General features: G+C 62.0%; 14 protein-coding genes. 10 read left to right on the top strand and 4 right to left on the bottom strand.

The annotated features are described in order from the left end of the window. Positions 1–70 precede the first annotated feature (70 nt). Positions 71–1,498: an NADP-dependent phosphogluconate dehydrogenase gene (gnd, locus tag EP165_RS05335; protein ID WP_127520449.1), complete on the top strand. Its 1,428-nt coding sequence runs from the start codon at positions 71–73 to the stop codon at positions 1,496–1,498. Between the two features lie 3 nt (positions 1,499–1,501). On the opposite strand, the gene EP165_RS05340 is transcribed toward gnd, so the two are convergent. Continuing rightward, entirely contained in the window at positions 1,502–2,581 is a 1,080-nt protein-coding gene (locus EP165_RS05340) for a LacI family transcriptional regulator (RefSeq protein ID WP_127520450.1), read from the bottom strand. A 396-nt stretch (positions 2,582–2,977) separates the two neighbouring features. Between EP165_RS05340 and EP165_RS05345 the strand changes: the two genes are divergently transcribed. The 9 genes from EP165_RS05345 (at position 2,978) to EP165_RS05385 (ending at position 13,818) form a co-directional block, all read left to right on the top strand. Next, entirely contained in the window at positions 2,978–4,219 is a 1,242-nt protein-coding gene (locus EP165_RS05345) for an ABC transporter substrate-binding protein (RefSeq protein ID WP_127520451.1), read from the top strand. Positions 4,220–4,824: 605 nt separating this feature from the next. After that, positions 4,825–5,721 (top strand): carbohydrate ABC transporter permease, encoded by an 897-nt coding sequence (locus EP165_RS05350; protein ID WP_245440064.1) that lies wholly within the window; start codon positions 4,825–4,827, stop codon positions 5,719–5,721. A 19-nt stretch (positions 5,722–5,740) separates the two neighbouring features. Further along, the gene (locus EP165_RS05355; RefSeq protein WP_127520815.1) at positions 5,741–6,658 is read left to right on the top strand and encodes a carbohydrate ABC transporter permease; all 918 of its coding nucleotides are present in this window, start codon (positions 5,741–5,743) and stop codon (positions 6,656–6,658) included. 15 nt (positions 6,659–6,673) lie between these two features. Next, positions 6,674–7,759: an ABC transporter ATP-binding protein gene (locus tag EP165_RS05360; protein ID WP_127520452.1), complete on the top strand. Its 1,086-nt coding sequence runs from the start codon at positions 6,674–6,676 to the stop codon at positions 7,757–7,759. A 105-nt stretch (positions 7,760–7,864) separates the two neighbouring features. Then, on the top strand, positions 7,865–8,611 hold the full coding sequence (locus EP165_RS05365) for a sugar phosphate isomerase/epimerase family protein (RefSeq protein WP_127520453.1): 747 nt from the start codon (positions 7,865–7,867) through the stop codon (positions 8,609–8,611). Positions 8,612–8,621: 10 nt separating this feature from the next. Further along, a complete protein-coding gene (locus EP165_RS05370; RefSeq protein ID WP_127520454.1) occupies positions 8,622–9,782 on the top strand; it encodes a Gfo/Idh/MocA family protein in 1,161 nt (386 codons plus the stop codon). Between the two features lie 28 nt (positions 9,783–9,810). After that, on the top strand, positions 9,811–10,860 hold the full coding sequence (gene mgrA, locus EP165_RS05375; protein ID WP_127520455.1) for an L-glyceraldehyde 3-phosphate reductase: 1,050 nt from the start codon (positions 9,811–9,813) through the stop codon (positions 10,858–10,860). Between the two features lie 9 nt (positions 10,861–10,869). Beyond that, on the top strand, positions 10,870–12,480 hold the full coding sequence (locus EP165_RS05380) for a glycoside hydrolase family 43 protein (protein WP_127520456.1): 1,611 nt from the start codon (positions 10,870–10,872) through the stop codon (positions 12,478–12,480). 105 nt (positions 12,481–12,585) lie between these two features. Further along, positions 12,586–13,818, top strand: coding sequence for a bifunctional alpha/beta hydrolase/OsmC family protein (locus tag EP165_RS05385; RefSeq protein WP_127520457.1), 1,233 nt, complete (start codon positions 12,586–12,588; stop codon positions 13,816–13,818). A gap of 2 nt (positions 13,819–13,820) precedes the next feature. Here EP165_RS05385 and EP165_RS05390 read toward each other — a convergent pair whose 3' ends face one another. From EP165_RS05390 to EP165_RS05400, 3 genes are read right to left on the bottom strand one after another with little or no spacing between them, the layout of a single operon-like run. Next, positions 13,821–15,374: a TRAP transporter large permease gene (locus EP165_RS05390; protein ID WP_206075864.1), complete on the bottom strand. Its 1,554-nt coding sequence runs from the start codon at positions 15,372–15,374 to the stop codon at positions 13,821–13,823. After that, complete coding sequence (locus tag EP165_RS05395) at positions 15,371–15,871, bottom strand: TRAP transporter small permease subunit (RefSeq protein WP_127520458.1); 501 nt, start codon at positions 15,869–15,871, stop codon at positions 15,371–15,373. Before EP165_RS05395 ends, EP165_RS05390 begins: the two co-directional genes overlap by 4 nt. 57 nt (positions 15,872–15,928) lie before the next feature. Further along, the gene (locus EP165_RS05400; protein WP_127520459.1) at positions 15,929–17,014 is read right to left on the bottom strand and encodes a TRAP transporter substrate-binding protein; all 1,086 of its coding nucleotides are present in this window, start codon (positions 17,012–17,014) and stop codon (positions 15,929–15,931) included. Position 17,015: the final 1 nt, after the last annotated feature.

Consider the following 17,015-nt stretch of genomic DNA (forward strand, 5'->3'; position numbering starts at 1 on the left):
TTGTTCGGGTTGACGCTTGTCACATCACTCGTTCATCATTTGCGCACGCGGCCGGCCGCGGGGGGAATCAATGAGCGAAGCGGAGATCGGCCTCATCGGCCTGGGCACAATGGGCTCGAACCTGGCGCTCAACATCGCCGAAAAAGGCCACAAGATCGCCGTCTGGAACCGAACCGCCTCGCGCACAAAAACCTTCGCGGGCAATGCCGGCGAACTGGCCGGCAACATAATGGCATGTGAAACGCTCGAAGATCTGTTGCAGGCGATCGAGCCGCCGCGGCCGGTCATTCTGATGGTGCCGGCAGGCGATCCGGTCGACCAGCAGATCGAAGCCCTGCTGCCTCTTGCCGGCAAGGGCGACATCATCATAGACGCAGGCAACGCCAACTTCCGCGACACTGAGCGCCGTGCGCAGGAACTCGAAGGCAGCGGCATCGTGCTCGTCGGCATGGGTGTGTCAGGCGGCGAGGACGGCGCCCGCAACGGGCCCTCCATCATGGTCGGGTCCGACAAGGCGGCGTGGCTGCGCGTCGAAGGCATCTTCAACGACATTGCCGCCAGATATGAGGGCGAACCTTGCGCGGCCCGGCTGGGGCCGGGCGGTGCCGGCCATTTTGTCAAGACGGTCCATAACGGCATCGAGTATGCCGACATGCAGATGATCGCCGAGGTCTACGGCATCCTGCGTGACGGGCCGGGGCTCAGCGCCGAGGAGATAGGTTCGATCTTCGCCCGCTGGAACGATGGCCGGCTCAACTCATATCTCATCGAAATCACGGCGGAAGTGCTGGCGACGGCCGACCCGGACAGCAGCGTGCCGCTGGTCGATGTCATTCAGGACAAGGCCGGCCAGAAGGGTACGGGACGCTGGTCGGTGATCGAAGCCGCAATGCTCGGCGTGCCGGCAACCTGTATCGAGGCCGCGGTTGCCGCGCGCAGTCTTTCGTCGCTGAAAAAAGAGCGGGAGTTCGCCTCCCGCCGCTACCCGCAGATAACGCGCCAGCAACCGGGCTCTACCGCGGCCCTCGTGGCCGAACTTGAGACCGCGTTGCTTGCCGGCAAGATCGCCGCCTATGCGCAGGGCTTTGCAATCATGCGGGCAGCGTCGGACGAGCATGGCTGGGATTTGCCGATGGCCACGATAGCCCGCATCTGGCGCGCCGGCTGCATTATTCGCTCGCAGCTTCTCGATTCGATTGCCAAGGCCTACGACGCCAAGCCGAAGACGACCAATCTGATGGTGGCGCCGGCTTTCGTGGACATGATGCAGCCGGCACATCTCGCCCTCAGGGTCACTGTCGGGCGTGCGGCGCTGCACGGGCTGCCGACGCCGGCACTATCAGCCGCCCTCGCCTATTTCGACAGCTACAGACAGGCCCGCGGAACCGCCAACCTGATCCAGGGCCAGCGCGACTTCTTTGGCGCGCATGGTTTCGAGAAAATTGGCAGCCGGGGGCAGAAGCACGGCCCCTGGTCAGCGCGCGCCGGGAAAAAATAGCGTCTAGCCGCCGCCCTGCGGCCGCTCCGCAGCGGGCGGAATAGAGGCGGGATCGCGCACCAGCTCCGGTACGCTCAGACTGTGCAGGTCCGCCACGGGACGACCTTCGATCTGGCCCAGGACGGCATTTGCGAGTTCGCGACCCGCCAGCCGGAAATCCTCCTCGACCACGTAAAGGCCCGGCCGAAACATCTGCACCAGCGGGGTCGACTGTTTGGTCACGACATCGATCTCATCGCCAAGAGTCATGCCGCACATTTCCAGCGCGTTGACGATTGCCATAGCAGACGCGCCGCTGCCGCAGACCACACCGTCGGGGCGGCTGGGGCGTCTGAGAAGCTCGATAGCGGCATCGCGGATACGGTCGATAGGCTGATCGACCCAGCTGTTGTGAAACGGAACTTCGGTCAGCCCGCATTCGGCGACGCCATTGGCAAAACCGTCAGCCATATGCCGGTAGTAGCTGAGCTTGGGTTCGGGGGCGAGCAACGCGAGCCGCTTGCGACCGTTCCGGGCGAGCCGGCGAACCGCCAGTCGGGCAAAGACCTCGTTGTCGAAATCGTGCCAGGGATGCGCGTTGCCGAGATCGGTGCGCCCATGCGTTGCGAATGGGAATTTGTGCTCCAGCATGTAGAGCACGCGCGCGTCCTGCGGCTCGGTCCGCGAGATGATGATTCCGTCGGCGGAATGTGTTTCCACAACGTAACGGACGGCATCCATGGGATCGTCGCGCCCCGAATAGGGCGTCAGAATGATATGGTACGGCGTGCCGCGCAGTGCGCGCGATACGCCATAGATGATGTCGGAGATGAAGCCCATCAGCTGCTCGTCGGTATTGAGCAGCAAGGAGATGACATTCGTCTTGCCGGTCCTTAAGCGCACGCCGGCGCGGTTCGGACGGTAACCTACCTGTTTGGCGACTAGCTGGACCCGGCGTTTGGTATCGGCGGAAATGTCCGGTGCGTCCTTCAAGGCACGCGAGACGGTGGTCACGCCGAGTCCGGTCATGAACGCAATCGTCTTCAGGGTGGGCCGCCCCTCGGCGCCGGCCTGCACGTTCCCCTCAGCTGATCTGTCGTTCATGGCCCCGCCACCATTTCAAGCCGCACGTACCGTTCTGACTCCACACGTTCACGAAGACAACCATAGCTGTAACGATACAGATTTGGACCATTTCGGGAAAATCTGCGACGCTGGCCGTCCACAGGGTGCAGGCAATCCCAACGACAGATCCCGCCCTGATCACGACTCGATTTCTTGCACCGCAGCATAGCCTGAATTCTTGATTCCGCTACAATAATCCCCTGAAATGCTGCGTTGCAGCGGGATTTCCTACCGATCTCCCAGCGGCCGCTACCCTCGTCAGTATATTTTCGGGACACGAAAAAATATCGCCGAATCGCCGATCCGCTGTTGCCGGAGCTTTTTCATTCGCATAACGTCCCGACCTGTAACGTTACAGATTCAGGGAGGACTGTGATGAAATACCGTATGTTGACCGCTGCTTTTGCCGCCCCGGTCGCGCTTCATTTCACCGGCCCGGCCAGCGCCGTTGATCTCGAAGTCACGCATTGGTGGACCTCGGGCGGCGAAGCTGCCGCTGTCGCCGAATTCGCAAAAGCATTCAACGAAAAGACCGAACACAACTGGGTCGACGGCGCGATTGCCGGGTCCGGCGGTGTTGCCCGCCCGATCATGATTTCGCGCATTACCGGTGGCGACCCGATGGGCGCAACCCAGTTCAACCATGGCCGCCAGGCCGAGGAACTGGTCGAAGCCGGCCTGATGCTCGATCTCACCGAACTGGCCGAGAAAGAAGGCTGGAAGGACCTCGTCCATCCGTCTTCGCTGCTCGACAGCTGCACGCTTGACGGCCGCATCTATTGCGTGCCGGTCAATATTCACTCCTGGCAGTGGATCTGGCTAAGCCACAAGGCCTTCCAGGACGCAGGCGTTGCTGTTCCGACCAACTGGGACGAGTTTGTCGCCGCTGCGCCCAAGCTGCGCGAAGCCGGCAAGGTTCCGCTGGCAATGGGCAATCAGCCCTGGCAGGCATCCGGTGCGTTCGGTGTGATCGCGATCGCAATTTCAGGCATCGACGCCTGGAAAGCGGTCAACATCGACAAGAACGCCGAAGTTGCCGCCGGTCCCGAATATGCCAAGGTCTTTCAGGCTGCGGCGAATGCGCGTGAATTCCGTAAGGGTTCCAACGTGCAGGACTGGAACCAGGCCACCAACATGGTCATCACCGGCGAAGCCGGCGCACAGATCATGGGTGACTGGGCGCAGGGCGAGTTCCAGGTAGCCGGCCAGACGGCCGGTGAAGACTATAGCTGTCTACCCGGCCTCGGTGTGAACGAGATCATCTCGACCGGCGGCGATGCCTTCTACTTCCCGAAGCTCGACGACCCGGAAAAGGAAGCGGCCCAGCTCGAGCTGGCATCGCTGATGCTTTCGAAGGAAGTCCAGGTCAGCTTCAACCTCAAGAAGGGCTCGCTGCCGGTGCGTGGCGACGTCGACCTCGCGGCTGCCAACGACTGCATGAAGAAGGGTCTCGCGATCCTCGCTACTGGCGCAATCCTGCCCGACGGCAACCAGACGCTGTCGCCGGACACGCAGGGCCAGATCGAGGATCTGATGACCCAGTTCTGGTCAAGCGACGAGATCTCCGCCGACGAAGCGCAGAAGCGCTACGCAGAGATTATCGCAAGCGCCGACTGATCAGGTGAGACGCCGCCGGCCTTCTGCGGCCGGCGGCTACTTTGTGCGGGAGGTCGGTCATTGCTGTGCCAGCCTTTGCTGGCGAACGGCAATGCCGACAGCCGATCGGGGAGGTGCTTTCCATGGCTGATACCGTCGAAACGGCAGTTGCCGCGGCGGGCGCACGGCCAGTCGAGCGTGGCCGATGGGAACGCTGGCTGATCGCGGGAATCGCAGGCGGGGTACTTCTCAGGCTGGCCATGCTGCTCGGACTTTCGGTTTGGTTCGAAGAACTGGGCACAGCCGGAGACTGGATCGTCGAGGGGTTGCCATGGCTGGTTCTTGCCTTCGCCGGCCTGTCGCTCATCGCCGTCATCGCCAATTCTGCAAGTGGCTTCAGCCTGTCCGGCAACCGCCTGCGCGGCCATGTCGTCGGCTGGACGATAGCCGCACTGTTACTCCTCGTATTCGACTTGCTGGGGCCGCAATTCAAACCAGCCGTTTCCGTCCTCGGCAAACCGGCGCGCATATTCATCGAATTCTGCGGCGAACACGGTCTCTTCCTCGCCGCGGTCTGCTTGCTGGTGGCCGGTGCGCTGGCTGCCAGCGGCTCGGAAAAGCAGCTCCTGTCGCGACCCGGCATCTTCGAGCGCGTCTGGGCGCTCAACCTGACGGCCAAGATCGCAGCGGTGCCGATGATGCTGGTTGCGCTCGGTGTCTTCACCGGCGGCACAGTCTGGACCGTCGTCTATTCCTTCACCGACTCCCGGCTGCTGCCGCGCGAAAAGTGGGTCGGCCTTGCGCAGTACGATCGCCTCTGGGGCGAGGATCGCTGGCTTATCTCGATCGAGAACCTGCTGATCTACGGCGTCTGTTCGCTGGTATTTTCGATCGTCATCGGTTTTCTGCTGGCCGCAATGCTCGACCAGAAGGTGCGCTTCGAGAACACATTCCGCACCATCTTCCTCTACCCCTTCGCGCTGTCCTTCATCGTCACCGGCCTCGTCTGGCAATGGGTGCTGAACCCCGACTTCGGCATACAGGGCGTGGTGCGCTCGCTTGGCTGGGAAACCTTCACTTTCGACCCGCTCTACAATCAGGACATCGTCATTTACGGCATCCTGATCGCCGGGCTGTGGCAAGGCACGGGCCTGATCATGTGCCTTATGCTGGCCGGCCTGCGCGGCATTGACGAAGAGATATGGAAAGCCGCGCGCATCGACGGCATTCCGATGTGGAAGACCTACCTGTTCATCGTCGTGCCGATGATGCGTCCGGTATTCATCACCACGCTGGTGCTGATCGCCTCCGGCATCGTGCGCGTTTACGATCTGGTGGTGGCACAAACCAGCGGCGGACCGGGCATCGCTTCAGAGGTTCCGGCCAAATATGTCTACGACAAGATGTTCCTCGGCCAGAACCTCGCACAGGGTTTTGCCGCATCGACAATGATGCTGCTGAGCGTCCTGATCGTGCTGATCCCCTGGGCCTATCTCGAATTCGGAGGGAAGAAGCGTGGTTGATACCGCATCCCTTCTCAAGATGGCTTCGGTTGAATCCAGCCCTGCCTATGATGCCTTGACAGGCCCGCGCGGCCCGCGCCCGCGGCCGAGATTTTCACGGCGCAATATCTTCCTCTACGGCACGCTTCTGGTTGTTGCCGTCTACTACTTGCTGCCGCTTTACGTGATGATCGTGACATCGCTGAAAGGCATGCCGGAAATCCGGCTGGGCAACATCTTTTCCCCACCGGTGGAAATCACCTTCCAGCCCTGGGTGAAGGCCTGGGCAGAAGCCTGTACCGGGCTGAACTGCGAGGGTCTGTCGCGCGGTTTCTGGAATTCGGTCCAGATCCTCGTGCCGTCGGTGGTGCTGTCGATCGCAGTCGCCTCGGTCAACGGCTACGCGCTTGCCAACTGGCGCTTCAAGGGCGCCGATATCTTCTTCACCATCCTGATCTTCGGCGCCTTCATTCCCTATCAGGTGATGCTCTACCCCTTGGTCATCATGCTGCGCGAGCTCGGCCTTTACGGCACGCTGTGGGGACTGGTGCTGGTTCACACGGTGTTCGGCATGCCGATCCTGACGCTGCTCTTCCGCAATTATTTCACGTCGCTGCCGGAAGAGCTGTTCAAGGCTGCCCGCGTCGACGGGGCCGGCTTCTGGGGCATCTACTTCAAGATCATGCTGCCGATGTCGCTGCCGATCTTTGTCGTGGCGATCATCATTCAGGTGACCGGTATCTGGAACGACTTCCTGTTCGGCGTCGTCTACACCAAGCCCGACACCTATCCGATGACGGTTCAGCTCAACAACATCGTCAACTCCGTGCAGGGCGTGAAGGAATACAACGTCAACATGGCGGCGACGCTGCTGACCGGCCTGGTGCCGCTGATCGTCTATTTTGTTTCTGGAAAACTCTTCGTGCGCGGCATTGCAGCCGGCGCGGTCAAGGGCTGAGATACGGGGCCGGATATGGCAAGTGTGGTCGTACGCGATGTTTCGCTGAATTTCGGAGCGGTCGAGGTTCTGAAATCGCTGAATATCGAGGTTGAACAGGGCGAGTTCCTGGTGCTGCTCGGGCCATCGGGCTGCGGCAAGTCGACATTGCTGAACTGCATTGCCGGCCTGCTCGACGTCACTGACGGCCAGATTTTCATCAACGGCAAGAACGTCACCTGGGAGCAGCCGAAGGATCGCGGCATCGGCATGGTGTTCCAGTCCTATGCGCTTTATCCGCAGATGTCGGTGGAAGGGAACTTGTCCTTCGGGCTGAAGAACCAGCGCCTGCCAGCCGACGAGATCGCCGAGCGCGTGAAACGCGCCTCCGAAATCCTGCAGATCGAACCGCTGTTGAAGCGCCGCCCCTCGGCGCTTTCCGGTGGCCAGCGCCAGCGCGTCGCGATCGGCCGTGCACTGGTGCGCGACGTGGATGTGTTCCTGTTCGACGAGCCGCTTTCCAATCTCGACGCCAAGCTGCGTAACGAACTGCGCGTCGAGATCAAGCGCCTGCACCAGAAACTCGCCAACACCATGGTCTACGTCACGCATGACCAGATCGAAGCGATGACTTTGGCCGACCGTATCGCCGTCATGCGCAACGGCATCATCCAGCAGCTCGATGCGCCGCAGGCGATCTATTCGCGGCCGGTCAATCGCTTCGTTGCCGGCTTCATCGGGTCGCCCGGCATGAACTTTCTGGAAGGGACCATCGAGGGCGGCGCGACACCCAGATTCAATGCCGGCGACACCACGATCGACACCAAAGGCTATGAGTTTGCCGACAAGCCTGAAACCGGGACGAAGGCGGTGTTCGGGGTGCGGCCCGAACATGTTATGCTCGGCGAAGCGGCCCGCGCGATGCCCTACACCAGCGAGGTCGATATCGAGATAGTGGAGCCGATGGGCTCAGATACACTCGCCTGGACCAGGCTGGGCGGGCAGAACTTCACCTTCCGCACCGATTCCGAATACGCGCCGAAGGAAGGCGAGAAGGTACTGATCGGGTTCGATCCGGCCAGAGCCTCGCTGTTCGACGCGCACACCGATATCCGTCTCTAAAGAGGCCGCGGCATTGTTCAGCGCCTAGGCCAATTTTCTCAGCCGGTGCAAGGCACCGGAAACAACCGGACCAGAAAACACAACAGATCGCGCTTGGAGCAGTCGATGACCGCCTTTTCCTACCAGCTTTATTCTTCCCGCGAGTTTCCACCGCTCGAGGACACACTCGCCATGCTCAGAGGCCTCGGCTACGAGCAAGTCGAGGGTTACGGCGGCGTCTACGGCGATCCCGCTGCCTTGCGTGCAGCTCTCGACCGCAACGGTCTGGCGATGCCGTCGGGCCATTTCGGCCTCGATATGCTGGAGGACAATCCCGGCAAGGTGATCGAGATTGCCCGTATCGCCGGGATGAAAGCGGTATTTTGCCCGCATATCGGTCCGGAGCTTCGCCCGGACAGCGCGGCCGGATGGGCCGATTTCGGCCGCAGGCTGGCGAAAGCCGGTGAGCCGATCATGAAGGCGGGCTTCACCTATGGCTGGCACAATCATGACTTCGAGTTGCGCGCGCTCGCCGACGGGTCGGTGCCACTGGCGCATCTTCTCGATGCAGCGCCCGAACTCGCCTGGGAAGCCGATATTGCCTGGGTCGCTCGCGGCGGCGCGGACCCGCTCGGATGGATCGCGCGTTATGGCGACCGGCTGGCGGCTGTCCACGTAAAGGACATAGCGCCTGCTGGCGAAAAGGCCGACGAGGACGGCTGGGAAGATGTCGGACACGGCACGATGCCCTGGACGGCAATCTGGGCTACGTTGAAGAATACGCCCGTGGACATCTTCGTGATGGAACACGACAAGCCCAGCGACCATGAGCGCTTTGCGCGCCGGTCGATCGAAGCAGCCCGCAGTTTTTAGGAGAGCGCAAATGGCCAGCAAGAGCGGAGCCGGGAAACTCGGCGTCGGCGTTATGGGCTGCGGCAATATCTCAGCAGCGTATTTCTCGCTGTCGAAGCTGTTCAAGGGGATGGAAATCCGTGCCTGCGCCGACCTCGACATGAAACTCGCGCAGTCGCGGGCAGCGGAATATGGAGTGCGTGCTGAAAAGCCCGCCAACCTTCTGTCGGCCGGCGATATCGACATTGTCGTCAACCTGACCATTCCGGCGGCCCATTACGAGGTGTCGAAAGCAGCGCTCGACGCCGGCAAGCACGTGTATTCCGAAAAGCCGTTCGTACTGTCAGTGAAGGAAGGGCTGGACCTGAAGAAGTGCGCCGACAGAAAAGGCCTGCGGGTTGGTTCCGCGCCGGACACGTTTCTCGGCGGCTCGCACCAGCTTGCCCGCAGGATCATCGATGCCGGCGACGTCGGCAAGATCACCAGCGGCACAGCCTATGTGATGAGCCACGGCATGGAGCACTGGCACCCGAACCCGGATTTCTTCTTCCAGCCGGGCGGCGGACCGGTGCTCGACGTCGGCCCCTATTACGTGACCAACCTGATTCAGCTCGTCGGCCCCGTGAAACGGGTCGCAGCGTTCTCGTCTACGCCCGCTACGCACCGCACCATCACGTCGAAGCCGCGTTATGGCGAGAAGGTCAAGGTCGAGACCCCGACCACGATCCACTCCGTGCTCGAATTCGAAAACGGCGCGGTGATTACGCTCAACGCAAGCTGGGACGTATGGGCTCACGGTCATTCGCCGATGGAGCTCTATGGCGAAACCGGAACTCTGTTCCTTCCCGATCCGAACTTTTTCGGCGGCGACGTGGGCCAGACGAAAGCCGGCAAGAGGCTGAAGAAAAATCCGACCTGGAAGCACCCGCTTGGCATTCCGAACCAGAAGCACAGCGAAGGCATGATGGCCAACTACCGCACGATCGGCCTGGCCGACATGGCGCTGGCTATTGCGGAAGGCCGCCCGCACCGCTGCTCGCTGGAGCTGTCGCTGCACGCGGTGGAGGTCATGCTTGCAATTCTACAGGCCGGCGAGACCGGCAGGGTCGTCACCTTGAAGACAAGCTGCGAGCGCCCGGCGGCTCTTGGCGTGGCCGAAGCCAAGGCTATGATGAAGAAGAAAAAGGGCTAGACCGGCCACCGGCCGGTAGGAGATTTGTATGACCCATTGGGTGCCTGCCGAACATCGTTATGATGGAATGTTCTACAACCGCTGCGGCAAGTCCGGCCTCAAACTGCCGGCCATTTCGCTCGGCCTGTGGCACAATTTCGGCGGCGACACGCCGCACGACCTCAAACAGGCCATGTGCCGGCGGGCCTTCGATCTGGGCATCACCCATTTCGACCTCGCCAACAATTACGGCCCGCCACCCGGTTCGGCGGAGGAGGCATTCGGCAAGATCCTGCGTGAGGATTTCGCCGGTTTTCGCGACGAGCTGATCATCTCTTCCAAGGCAGGTTATCTGATGTGGCCCGGGCCTTATGGCGAATGGGGCAGCCGCAAATATCTGATCTCAAGTCTCGACCAGAGCCTGAAGCGTATGGGTCTCGACTATGTCGACATCTTCTATTCGCACCGCTTCGACCCCGACACGCCGCTTGAGGAAACGATGGGCGCGCTGGACCAGATCGTGCGTTCGGGCAAAGCGCTCTATGCCGGGATCTCCTCCTACAACTCGAAGCGCACGCGCGAGGCCGTCGCCATACTGAAAGAGCTAGGCACGCCCTGCCTGATCCACCAACCAAGCTATTCCATGATCAACCGCTGGGTGGAGGATGACGGTCTGCTCGACACGCTGGACGACCTCAGTATCGGTTCGATCGTCTTTTCGCCGCTGGCGCAGGGCATGCTCACCAACAAATATCTTGGTGGCATACCCGACGCGAGCCGCGCGGCGCAGGGCAAATCGCTCAAGAGCGAATTCCTCAACGACAAGACACTGGCCGGCATTCGGGCGCTCAACGAAATCGCAAGAAAGCGCGGCCAGACGCTGGCGCAGATGGCGCTGGCCTGGGTGCTGCGCGGCGGGCGCGTGACGACGGCGCTGATCGGCGCCAGCCGCCCCGAGCAGATCGACGACTGCGTGGCCGCCCTTCAGAACCTCGAATTCTCGAAGGACGAACTCGCCGAAATCGACAAATACGCCATGGACGCCGACATCAATCTGTGGGCCGCTTCGGCGGAACGTGCCGGCCCTTCGCGCAACTAAGCCGGTGCCGTGATCGTCAATCCGATCCTGCCCGGCTTCAATCCCGACCCTTCGATCTGCCGGGTCGGAGACGATTATTACATCGCCACCTCCACGTTCGAATGGTATCCCGGCGTCCAGATTCACCACTCGAAAGACCTTGCCAACTGGCGGCTGGTCAGGCGCCCGCTGGAGCGCGCCAGCCAGCTCGACATGCGCGGCAATCCGGATTCCGGCGGCATCTGGGCGCCCTGCCTGTCATATGCCGACGGGCTGTTCTGGCTGGTCTATACCGACGTCAAGCGCATCGACGGGTCGTTCAAAGACACGCACAATTACATCGTCACCTCGCCGACCATCGAGGGTGAGTGGTCGGATCCGATCTACGCCAATTCGAGCGGTTTCGATCCATCGCTGTTCCATGATGACGACGGCCGCAAATGGTTTCTCAACATGCTGTGGAACCATGTGTCGCCGGGCGTCGGCGGATCACCGAAACATCCGTCCTTTGCCGGCATATTGCTGCAGGAATTTGATGCGGCTGCCGGCAAGCTTGTCGGGCCGGTGAAGAACATTTTTGCCGGCAGCCCGCACGGGCTGGTCGAAGGCCCGCATCTCTTCAAGCGCGATGGCTGGTACTATCTCACCACGGCGGAAGGCGGCACCGGCTACGACCACGCGGTTACCTATGCCCGCTCGCGTCAGATCGACGGCCCCTACGAACTGCACCCCGAAACCTTCCTCGTCACGTCCAAGGAGGCGCCCGACGCAGCACTGCAGCGCGCCGGTCACGGGCAGATGGTGGAGACTACGGATGGCAGCTTCTACCACACCCATCTGACAGGCCGTCCGCTTCAGGGCACCCGGCGCTCGCCGCTTGGCCGCGAAACCGCGATCCAGAAGGTCGAATGGAGTGACGATGGCTGGCCGCGACTTGCAGGCGGCGGAGTGGTTCCTTCGCTCGAGGTGCCCGCGCCCTTTGGCGCAAAAACGAAGCCGAAACCAGAAATCGTTCGGCATGACTTTTCGAGCGCCGACCTGCCGCTCGATTTCCAGTGGCTGCGTTCGCCGGCGCCGGGGCGCATCTTCTCACTGACGGAGCGGCCCGGTCACCTTCGGCTTTATGGCCGTGAGTCGGTTGGCAGCTGGTTCGAGCAGGCGCTTGTCGCGCGCCGGCAGGAGGATTTTGCCTTTCGCGCCGAAACCGAACTTGATTTCCAGCCGGAGCATTTTCAGCAGGCGGCGGGCCTGACGCATTATTACAACCGCCACAAATTCCACTTCGCGGCGATTACCCACGACGCGAAAAAGGGACGCGTGCTGCGCATCATGTCCTGCCTCGGCGATTGGCCGGAAAGCCGGCTGACATTCTTTCCCGAGGAACCGGTCGCTGTCGGCAATGGTCCGGTCTCGCTGGCCGCCGAGGTTGACGGCGCGGCACTTCAGTTTTTCTGGCGCCAGGGCAAATCCGATTGGGTGCCGCTGGGGCCGGAGCTTGATGCGAGCCTGATCTCGGATGAGGCGGGCCGCGGCGAACATGCCTCCTTCACAGGCGCTTTCGTCGGCATGCTGGCCTTCGATGTTTCGGGCACGGCGATGCCGGCCGACTTCGCATATTTCGAATATCGCCGCGTGGTCTGATCAACCGTCCGCGCGCCGGGGTCTCGTTCGACACACCGATTTTTGAGCCCCACCGCTCTGCGACGCTGCTAGAAGGTGTCAACCTTACGAGCGGGAGCCGAAGCCATGTCCAGTATCACACAGCGCCTCGAATTCACCGGTCATTCCGGCGCGAAGCTCGCCGCCAGGCTCGATTTGCCCAACGGGCCGTTGCGCGCCTACGCGCTCTTTGCGCATTGCTTCACCTGCTCCAAGGACGTGGTGGCCGCGCGGCGCATCGCGGCCTCACTCGCGCGAGAAGGCATCGCCGTGCTGCGCTTCGATTTTACCGGGTTGGGCTCCAGCGAGGGCGAATTCGCCTCGACCAACTTCTCCACCAATTGCGGCGACCTGTTTTCGGCCATCGAATATCTGCGCGAAAATTACGAGGCGCCGGCCGTGCTGATCGGCCATTCGCTTGGCGGCGCGGCGGTGCTGGCTATTGCGAAGGATGTGCCCGAGGCAAAGGCAGTGGTAGCGATCGGTGCACCGGCGGATGCCGGGCATGTGCTCCACAATCTGGGTACGACGCTGGAGACCATCCGCGCCGAGGGCGAGGCCGAAGTCGATCTGGCCGGCCGCAAGTTCCGTATCCAGAAGCAGTTCGTCGAAGACGTCGAAAGCCAGAAGGTGAAGGACGCGGTCGCGAAAATGCGCAAGCCATTGCTGATCCTGCACTCGCCGATCGACCAGACGGTCGGCATCGAGAATGCGTCGGAGATATTTCTGGCCGCGAAGCACCCGAAGAGTTTCGTCTCACTCGACACAGCGGACCATCTGCTAACCAAGCCGGACGATGCCGAGTTTGCCGCGCGCACCATCTCGGGCTGGCTCACCCGCTACGTGAAAAGCGACAAGCCACAGGGCAGCGAGGCGATCGAGCATGTGCGGGTTATGGAAACCGGCGAAGGCAAGTTCCAGAATGCGGTACAGGCCGGGCGCCACCGTCTCTTTGCCGACGAGCCGGAAAGCGTCGGCGGCATGGATTCCGGCCCCTCGCCCTACGACTTCCTGTCGATTGCGCTAGGCGCCTGCACGGCAATGACCTTGCGCCTTTATGCAGCGCACAAGGAGCTCGATATCGGGCGCATCAGCGTCGATGTCTCGCACGCCAAGATCCATGCGAAGGACTGTGACGATTGCACGGAAGCGGAGCGCGAAAAGGGCGGCAAGATCGATCGCTTCGAGCGTGTCATTTCCGTCGATGGCGATGTCCCCGCCGACCTTCATGACAAGCTTCTGGAGATCGCCGACAAATGTCCGGTTCACCGCACGCTGGAAGCAGGCGCCAAGGTCAAATCCTCGGTGCGCTCCTCATAGGCTCAGGGAAACAGAACCGAAGGCAGATAGGTGGGAATTGCCGGCAGGAACCAGATGATTGCCACACCCACGATCTGCAGCAAAATGAAGGGCGCAACGCCGGCATATATATGTCCGGTGGTGATTTCGGGCGGCGCCGCGCCACGCAGATAAAACAGCGAGAAACCGAATGGCGGCGTCAGGAATGACGTCTGCAGATTGATCGCGATCAGGATCGACAGCCACACCGGGTCGTGCCCCATCAGGATGAGCAGCGGCGCCACCAGCGGCAGCACGATCACCGTGATTTCCACGAAGTCGAGGAAGAAGCCGAGCACGAAGATCAGGAGCATGCAGAAGATCAGTGCGCCGGTCGGGCCGCCGGGCATCGCAGACAGGAGCTCCTCTATGCGTTCTTCGCCGCCAAGACCGATAAAGACCAGCGAGAAGATGCTGGCGGCAATAATGGTGGCGAAGATCATCGAGGTGACCGTCATGGTCGATTTCATCGCCGGCACCAGCAGCCCGCTGGCGTGGATGCGCAGCAGCGTGACAACGAGCGCTGCCAGTCCGGCCAGCGCCAGCAGCGTGTAGGCACCGCCCTGCAGCCATCCCAGGATCGTGACGTCGCTGCGCTGCAGACGTACCGGCGCTGCCCCCGCAGCAATTGCGAGAAGAAGCAGCGCTACCGCTCCGCTCAGAACCAGCCAGCGCGGGGCGCCGAGGCGCTGCCCGGCAAGCAGCATCGTGCCGACGGCACCCACTGAAGCGGCTTCGGTCGGCGTTGCGATGCCGCCGAGAATGGCGCCGAGCACTGCAACAATCAGGATGATCGGCGGCAGGATGGCGCCGGCCACCTCCCGCGCCGAAGGGCGTTCTTCAAGCTGCGACGCCGCCGGTGCGTCCGTCGGCACCAGCCAGGCACGGCCGAGAATGTAGAGGATGTAAAGTACGACGAGCGTCAGGCCGGGCAACAATGCGCCGGCAAAGATTTCACCCACCGAGATCGTCTCGATCGAAAACTTGCCCTGCTCGAACTGCGCCTGCTGATAGGCGTTGGACATCACATCGGAGAGGATGATCAGCAGCGTCGATGGCGGGATGATCTGGCCGAGCGTGCCCGCGGTGCACACCGTGCCTGCAGCGAGCTTCGGGTCGTAGCCGTTGCGCAACATGGTCGGCAGCGCGATCATACCCATCGCGATCACGGTGGCACCGACAATGCCGGTGGATGCCGCAAGCAGCGTGCCGACCAGCACCACTGAGACGCCGAGGCCGCCGCGCAACCGGCCGAAAAGCCGCCCCATCGTTTCGAGCAGCTCTTCCGCGATGCGGCTCTTTTCGAGCACAACGCCCATCAGAACGAACAGCGGAATGGCGATCAGTACGTCGTTGGTCAGCACGCCGAACACGCGCTGGCCCAGAGCGCCAAGCAGCGTGATGTCCATCGTGCCGGTTGCCCAGCCGAGGAAGGCGAACAGCGTCGCAACACCTGCGATCGAAAACGCCACCGGGAAGCCGAGCAGGATAAAGGCGATCAGCGCCGCGAACATGATGATGTCGAGCGGCAGCATCATGCGCCCTCACGCAAGCGGGCGATGTCGCGCAGCAGGCCGGATACCGATTGCACGATCAGAAGGACGCAGAAGGCCGGGATCAGCGATTTCAGAAGGAAGGAGGCCGGGATGCCGCCAACGGAAATCGGGCCTTCGAGGATCGCCCATGAATTCCGCACCGACGGCCAGGTCCAGTAGAGCAACACCAGCATCGACGGCAGCAGCAGCGCCAGATGCCCGAAAATGTCGATCTGCGATTGCCGCCGCGGGGCGGCTTTGGCGTAGAAGATGTCCACGCGAACATGGCCGTTCATCAATAGCGTGTAGCCGGCGCCCAGCATGAACAGTGTGGAGTGGAGATAAAGCACGCTTTCGCTGAGCGCGATGAAGCTGATGCCGAAGACATAACGCAGAAGCACGATGACGAACTGCAACAGCATCATCGCCAGCGCGCACCAGCAGACCACGCTGCCGACTGCGCGGTTGACCCGATCAAGCGCATCGGAAAGCGCAGCCATTCAAATCCCCCGGCGATCATGCGCCGGCGCTGATGCCGCGCCGGCGCACTGGTTCCCTTAGTATTTGTAGTCCATCGCGCGGGCGTTCATCTGCCCGTTGTCGGCGTAGACCATATAGGCCGAGACCGACTTGCGGTAGGCAAGGAAGCTCTCGGTGATTCGCTGGACGAGTTCGTCGCTGTCGTTGCGCAGATCGGCGATCACCTCGCCGGCGGCATTGCCCATGGCGACAACCACGTCGTCAGGCAGCATCTTCACCTGAACGCCTTCATCAGCGACCAGCTTCTCGAGTGCGAGGGCGTGTTTGGTCGTGTATTCGGTCCAGACCGGATTGTAGAGGCTCTCGCAGGCGAGCGACACAACCTGCTTCAGGTCGTCCGGCAGGTCGGCATAGGCCTGCGCATTGACCACGCATTCCTCGGCCGAGGACGGCTCGCCGACACCCGGCCAATAGTAGTTCTTGGCCACCTGCTGGAAGCCCAGCGCGCTGTCGGTCCACGGGCCGATGAACTCGCCCGCATCCAGCGCGCCCGACTGCAGCGCCTGGAACATGTCGCGGCCGCCCATTGCCTGAACGGCCATGCCGATCTTGGCGCACATTTCGGATGCGAGACCGGTGGTGCGGAACTTGAGGCCCTTGAGGTCGTCGACCGAGTTGATCTCCTCGCGGAACCAGCCGGCCCACTGCGGACCGGAATTGCCGCACAGGAAGGGCTTCAGGCCGAAGCGTCCGTAGATTTCGTCATAAAGCGCCTGGCCGCCGCCATGCGTCAGCCAGCCTACCTGCTCGTCGGCGCGCAGTCCGAAAGGCTGCGAACCGAACAGGAGAATGCCCTTCGACTTCGAACCCCAATAGGCGGGAACGGCATGGTAGAGCTCGGCGGTGCCTTCCGACACCGCATCAAACACGCCATTGCCGGGCACAAGCTCGCCGGCGGCGAAGAGTTTTACCTCGATGCGTCCGCCCGACAAGGTTGTGATGCGGTCGGCCAGAAGCTGTGCCGCAACGCCCGGCCCCGGCAGGTTCTTCGGCCATGCCGTGACCATCTTCCATTCGCGCCGCTCCTGGGCAATTGCGGGTGTTGCGAGTGCGGCAGCTCCCGCGCCGACCGCCGCGGTTTTAAGGAATTCACGTCTTTTCATG

The sequence above is a fragment of the Mesorhizobium sp. Z1-4 genome, assembly GCF_004000235.1.
Taxonomy (GTDB): domain Bacteria; phylum Pseudomonadota; class Alphaproteobacteria; order Rhizobiales; family Rhizobiaceae; genus RCIO01.